The organism is Thermosulfurimonas dismutans, assembly GCF_001652585.1.
Classification (GTDB): domain Bacteria; phylum Desulfobacterota; class Thermodesulfobacteria; order Thermodesulfobacteriales; family Thermodesulfobacteriaceae; genus Thermosulfurimonas; species Thermosulfurimonas dismutans.
This window is the reverse complement of sequence record NZ_LWLG01000002.1, coordinates 269,441-275,505: the sequence shown is the minus strand read 5'-3', so window position 1 is coordinate 275,505 and position 6,065 is coordinate 269,441. Positions and strand designations below refer to the sequence as shown.

Genomic DNA, 6,065 nt, shown 5'->3' with positions numbered 1-6,065 from the left:
ACGGGGAGTTTGGGAGTATTAAGTTTTACCGATCTAAAAAAGAGGGGAGGGCCTTACGCCCTCCCCCCTTTAGTCCTGGGTACAGCCCTCCTTTGGAGCGATCCAACGGTAAAGGGCCGGAAGGAGAAAAAGGGTATTCAGGGTCGCGGTAAAGAGGCCGCCTATGACTACGGCCGCAAGGGGTTTCTGAATTTCGCTTCCTGTGCCGCTAGCAAAAAGGAGCGGTAGAAGTCCTAGGGCGCTGGTTAAAGCCGTCATGAGAACCGGACGGAGTCGCATGAGGGCTCCGCGGAAGGCGGCTTCCTCTGTAGGAAGTCCCGAGGCCCGCAACTGATTAATACAAGTTACCAGCACCATACCGTTTTCTAACGCTATTCCGAAAAGAGCAATGAATCCTACCGAGGCCGGGACCGAGAGGTATTGACCTGTGAGCCATAAAGCTACTATTCCGCCCACCAGAGCCAGCGGCAAATTGGCCATGATGAGGACGGCCAGTCTCACGGAGTTGAAGCTACTGAAGAGCAGGAAAAACACTAGGGCCAGCGTGATGGGCACTACTACCTTTAGCCTGCGGTTGGCCTCCTCTTTGAGCTCGAACTCGCCACCCCAGGTGATGAGATATCCCGGAGGAAGCGTGATCTCTCGCACTATCTTTTCCCTGGCTTCTTCCACGAAAGATCCGATGTCTCTTCCGGAGACATTGCACTGCACGGTGAGGAAACGTTGAATGTCTTCCCGGGTGATCTGCCGGGGACCGATGATCTCTTTGATTTCAGCCACTTCTCTCAAGGGGATAAAACCTCCTCCGGGGGTTCTTAGAAAAAGATTCCCGATAACCTCGGGATTTGAGCGATATTCTGGTTTCAGTCTGACTAAGATGTCAAACCGTTTGAGACCTTCAAAGATCTCTCCCACCGTTTTACCACCCACTCCGACCTCGATCAGTTCCTGAACATCGGCTAGAGACAGACCATAGCGGGCCAATTTCTCCCGATCGGGTCGTATGAGAAGCTGGGGGGTACCGGAGATCTGATCTACCTGGACATCCACTGCTCCCGGGACCTTGCGAATGAGCTCCGCCACCCGGTCTCCCAGTTCTTTGAGAGCTTCAAGGTCTTCCCCGAAGATTTTTATGGCGATCTCGGCTCGCACTCCCTCCATGAGCTCGTCCACGGTCATCTCTATGGGTTGGGTGAAGTTGGTGAGCACCCCCGGGATTTCTCCAAGTTCCTGCCGAATTAGATCCACCAGTTCTTCTTGGCTCTTGACCCGCCATGTTCCCCTAGGATGTAATAGGATGTACATCTCGGCGCTATTTATAGGATCGGTGTGAGCCCCGACTTCCCCGCGACCTATACGGGAAACCACGCTTCGGATCTCGGGAATCTTCATGAGACGCCGTTCCACCAGCATGGTGAGCCGTTTGCTTTCGTTTAGAGAAACAGAGGGAGCCATGGTAAGCCTCAGTACGATGGTGCCCTCCTGAAGTTTGGGAACAAACTCGGAACCGAGGCGAGAACCTATCATTGTGCCAAGGGCTATCAGCAACAGGGCCACTCCCAGGGCGCTAAACTTGTGCCTTACGAAGAATCGACCAAAGGGACTATAGAGTTTTTCTAGGAGACCTATGATTCGATCGCCAAAGCCGGGGCCGGCCTTTTTCCGTTCTCGCATAAAGTAATAAGAAAGGGCCGGAGAGATGAGGAAGGCGTAGAGGAGGGACCCCAAAAGGGCCAGAATGACGGTGTAGGCCAGGGGCCGGAAGGTTTTGCCCTCCACTCCCTTGAGGGAGACGATAGGTATAAACACTAGGGAGATGATGAGAAGAGCAAAGGCCACCGGGCGGCCTACTTCCTGGCAGGCCTCGGCCACTACCGAGAGCCTGCTCTTGCGGCCCAGGTTCTCCCTTAACTTACGATCTACATTCTCCACGAATACGATGGCCCCATCTACTAACATTCCGATGGCAATGGCTAGCCCTCCGAGGGACATGAGATTGGCCGAAAGACCGAAATACCGCATGCCGAGAAAGGCAAAACAGATGGAAAAGGGGATGGCCAGGGCCACCACCACGCTGGGCCGAAAACCCCCGGTAAAGAGCACTAGAATGGCGACTACCAGGATCATGCCCTGTCCTAGAGACGAGGTCACCGTGGAGATACAGGCCTCAACCAGGCTCTTCTGTTCGTAGTAGGGGACGATGCGGATGCCCTTGGGAAGGATGCGGTTTATCTCCCGGATCTTTTCCTCCACCCTCTTTATGACTGTGGAAGAGTTTTCACCGTAAAGTTTTATGACCTGGCCGGCTACCACTTCGGTTTTTCCGTCTTTGGTCTGAAGGCCTCTTCGGATAGCCCCTCCTATCTTTACCTCTGCCACCTGCTCCAGATAGACCGGGGTGCCGTTTACGCTCTTCACCACCATCCGGCGGAGATCCTCCACCCCTCTGGCTAGCCCCACCGAACGCACGATGAATTCCTCGCCGTGCTTCTCGATGAAGCTTCCGCCCACATTAAAGTTGTTGGCCTTGATGGCCTGTATGACTTCGCCCAGGGTGAGTCCGTAGCGCCGCAAAGCCTCCGGGTCCACCTGGATGTGGTACTGCTTCTCAAAACCACCGATTCCCAAAACTTCTGTTACTCCGGGGACACTCATGAGGTGAGGTTTGATGATCCAGTCCTGGATGGTCCGTAACTCTTCCAGAGAGTATTTGCCAGTGGTGTCTTCAAGATAATAGAAAAGGATCAGTCCCATGGAGGTCGAGATGGGACCAAGCTGGGGATCACCGAAGCCTTCTGGTATGGACTCCCGGGCCTCCTGGAGTCTTTCGCTTACCACTTGGCGAGCGAAGTAAATGTCTGTTCCGTCCTCAAAATATAGATTTACTAGGGAGAGGCCAAAGTTTGAGACCGATCGGATCTTTTTCAGGCCCGGAAGACCATTCATGGCGGTCTCTATGGGGTAGGTGACATACTTTTCTACTTCTTCCGGAGCTAGACCTTGAGTTTCAGTGAAGACCTGCACCAGGACCGGGGTGACATCCGGGAAAGCGTCTATGGGTAGACTCCTGAAACTGAAATAGCCAGAGATTATAACCAGGCCCCCCAGCACTACCATGAGGAGCCGATTGCATAGCGAAAAGTGTATGAGTCTATTCCACATGTTCGTCCCCCTTTTGAGAGATTTAGTGGACGTGTCCGTGGCCTAGAGATTCTTTTTCGAGTTCGGCCTTAAGGGTGAGGGCCCCTTTGGCGACGTAGGTCTCTCCAGGGGCCAGACCGGCGGTAATCTCCACCCACTTTCCATGTTTCCGGCCGATTTTGACCTCGCGGGGCACGAACCCTTCCTCGGTTTTGACGAAAACCGCCGGGTGACCCTTGAGATATTGAATGGCCCCTTCGGGGACGACCAGAGCCTTTTCTTCTCCTCCCACGGCCACCCGCACCTTTACCAGCAGGCCAGGTTTGAGCTCTCTGGAAAGATTTTTCAGGATCACCCGGGCCTTGGCGGAGCGGGTGTCCGGGTCCAATATGGGGTTGAGATAGTCTATTCGGGCTTCGATTTCCGGGAACTTCTCTCCGATAACAAGCCATACCCGCTGACCTTCGCCCACATAAGGTAGCCATTCCCGGTAAACGGAGATCAGGACCCAGACCACCGAGAGGTCTGCAATCTGGAAGGCCAGTCGATCCGGGCCTACCATCTCCCCGCGGACCAGGTGTTTTTCCACCACTAGGCCAGAGATGGGAGAGCGGAGTTCATAGCGGCCAAGGGGCCTGCGTCCGCTTTCAAACTCCTTGATTTCCTCCGGCGAAAAACCCAGAGTGAGTAGTTTCTGCTCCAGAGTCTTGACCTCGATCCTGGCTAACTCCAGGTCCTTCTTGGCTTTAAGAAAGCTCTCTCCCGCAGTGATCTTCTTTTTCCATAGAAGCTCCTCCCGCCGGTAAAGTTCTTCGGCCAGGCGGAGTCGGGCCTTGGCCGCAAGGTAACTGGCTTTAAGATCCGCAAGCTCCGGGCTATCTATGACGGCTAGCACCTCTCCGGCGCAAACTCTATCCCCCCAGCGCTTATAGACCTCTCTTACGAATCCCCGTGCTACGGGAACGACATGTACCTCACGATCTGGATCTGCGGTTATTTCCCCTGGCAGTTCAACTATCCGGGGAAAAACCCTAAGGGTGGCCTTTTCTATGTGAATACCGAATTCCCTAATAATTTTCTCGGAGAGTTTTATGACCTTTTCGTCTTCGTGACTATGATCATCTTTCGGGGTTTTACCTAAAACTGGCAAAACCAAAAATCCCAATAAAAGAAGTACTATTCCCAGGATTTTAGCTATCATTTTTGAACCTCCTTAGAAGAAATTTTTTTCCGGGCGACCTACGAGATAGAGGGCTTCTGCCCGTAAAAGGTGATACCTCTGGTAGGCCTCGAGCAGTCCCAAGTGGAGCTCAAAGAGGGTCCGTTGGGCATCGAGTACCCGTAAAAATTCCATCTTTCCGTAACGATAGCCCTCTAGATTTCGACGGTAGATCTCTTCGGCCCGTGGAAGGAGACTATCTTCCAAGGTTCGAATCTCCTTTAAGACCATGCGAAGGCGCCCCAAAACAGCCTCTAGATCCCTTTCAAGGGAAAGCTTTTGGCTCTTTATCTTCAGACGGATCTCGGTTATCTCCCTGGCCAGGGCTTCTATCTCGCCCTTATTGCGGTTGAAGACCGGAAGAGGTACGGCGATCCCGAAAAGGTAGGCCCTTTCGTCGCTTTCGTTGTACCATCGCACCCCGGCCGATAAGGTTACGTCCGGAAGAGCCTCCGCCTTGGCAAGCTCTAACCTTTTTTCCAGTTGCGAGATTTCGTTTTTTAGCCGGAGGAGGGCAGGGTGCTTCTCTACACCGGTCTTGATCTTCCGGGGAGAGAGATAGATCTTTAGCAATTCTCCCCGAAGCGAAAATTCTACGGGCTTGGTCTCTCCCCAGAGGTTTGCCAGCTGTCTTAAGGCTGTCTGGTATTCCCGCCGGGCATTAGCAAGCCTCATCTCGGTTTCCGAGGCCACGATTTCGGCCCTTATCTTTTCGGTTTCCGGGATCTTTCCGGCCTGTAATTTGGCTTCGGCTACCGCTACCAGCCTTTCGGAAAGGAGAGCCAGTTCTCGGTAAAGTTTCACCTTTTTCTGGGCATAAAGGGCCTCGGTAAAGATCCGGGCCGTTTGTCGAAAGAGTTCCAGTTTGGTTAGTGCTTCATCGCAGGCGATCACCTTTTCCTGAAATAGAACTGTTTCCCGCCTTTTCTTGGTCTTCCCGAAAAGGGGCACCGTTTGGGAGAAAATGAGGGTGGTCTCCGAGGACTTGCTCCCTCCGAAGTCTCCCGAACCGAAGACATCTTCTACCGAGAGATCCAGCTCGGGATTGGGCAGGAGTCCGGCCTGGTAGGCTCTAAAGCGTACGGCCTTTCGTTTTTCCTCAAAGGTTTTTAACAGGGGATGCCGATTTATTACTTTAGAAAAGACTTCCTCAAAAGAAACTTCTTTTTTATTTGTCTGCCCTTGGCTTTCAAAAGCTGTTAAGACAAAAAAAAGTGCAATTATAGATATAAGAATCCTTGATTTCATTTTAAAAAACCTCCTTCTTTAAAGTTGGTAAAAGAAAGGGGGAAATAATAGGAGAAAATTGGTAGGTTAAAAGAGGAGTTTTACGTAAAGTAGTGGGTTAGGTTTTTTAAAGCTTTTGGAGACTTCATAGAAACGGGTGAAAAACAGGTTGCTCCCTTGGGGTTCCTGGCAGGTCTCTAGAGAGACTACTTCAAAAGAAGGCTTCAGATTTCGGCGTGCGACCTCTGAAAGGGATTTGGATTCTTCTACTTTGATACAGGTCGGGGCACACTGGCAACCTGTTAAAAGGTTTTCAATCTCTATCTTTTGACCTGGAGAAAAACAATAGGCCGGCCCTCCGCCTATCCACCAGGTCCAGGCTAGCAAAAACAAAAGTATCCAGACTTTGTTTTTTAAATAGATCTTCATAGTTAAAATTTAATTAAGGGGCTTTTCAAGGGATTGTCAAGTAGTTACT

The 6,065-nt window shown here is 51.9% G+C and carries 4 protein-coding genes; all 4 read right to left on the bottom strand.

The features are described 5' to 3' along the window. Nucleotides 1–69 precede the first annotated feature (69 nt). The gene (locus TDIS_RS03490; protein WP_068669341.1) at nucleotides 70–3,162 is read right to left on the bottom strand and encodes an efflux RND transporter permease subunit; all 3,093 of its coding nucleotides are present in this window, start codon (nucleotides 3,160–3,162) and stop codon (nucleotides 70–72) included. Nucleotides 3,163–3,184: 22 nt separating this feature from the next. Next, nucleotides 3,185–4,342 (bottom strand): efflux RND transporter periplasmic adaptor subunit, encoded by a 1,158-nt coding sequence (locus TDIS_RS03485; protein ID WP_068669339.1) that lies wholly within the window; start codon nucleotides 4,340–4,342, stop codon nucleotides 3,185–3,187. A gap of 12 nt (nucleotides 4,343–4,354) precedes the next feature. Next, the gene (locus tag TDIS_RS03480; RefSeq protein WP_068669337.1) at nucleotides 4,355–5,608 is read right to left on the bottom strand and encodes a TolC family protein; all 1,254 of its coding nucleotides are present in this window, start codon (nucleotides 5,606–5,608) and stop codon (nucleotides 4,355–4,357) included. A 66-nt stretch (nucleotides 5,609–5,674) separates the two neighbouring features. After that, nucleotides 5,675–6,016, bottom strand: a complete 342-nt coding sequence (locus tag TDIS_RS03475) for a hypothetical protein (RefSeq protein WP_068669336.1) — start codon at nucleotides 6,014–6,016, stop codon at nucleotides 5,675–5,677. Between the last annotated feature and the right edge of the window lie 49 nt (nucleotides 6,017–6,065).

Bases quoted from the DNA above. Each gene is read 5' to 3' on its own strand.
- TDIS_RS03490 (WP_068669341.1), bottom strand. From the start codon at position 3,162: ATGTGGAATAGACTCATACACTTTTCGCTATGCAATCGGCTCCTCATG.
- TDIS_RS03485 (WP_068669339.1), bottom strand. From the start codon at position 4,342: ATGATAGCTAAAATCCTGGGAATAGTACTTCTTTTATTGGGATTTTTG.
- TDIS_RS03480 (WP_068669337.1), bottom strand. From the start codon at position 5,608: ATGAAATCAAGGATTCTTATATCTATAATTGCACTTTTTTTTGTCTTA.
- TDIS_RS03475 (WP_068669336.1), bottom strand. From the start codon at position 6,016: ATGAAGATCTATTTAAAAAACAAAGTCTGGATACTTTTGTTTTTGCTA.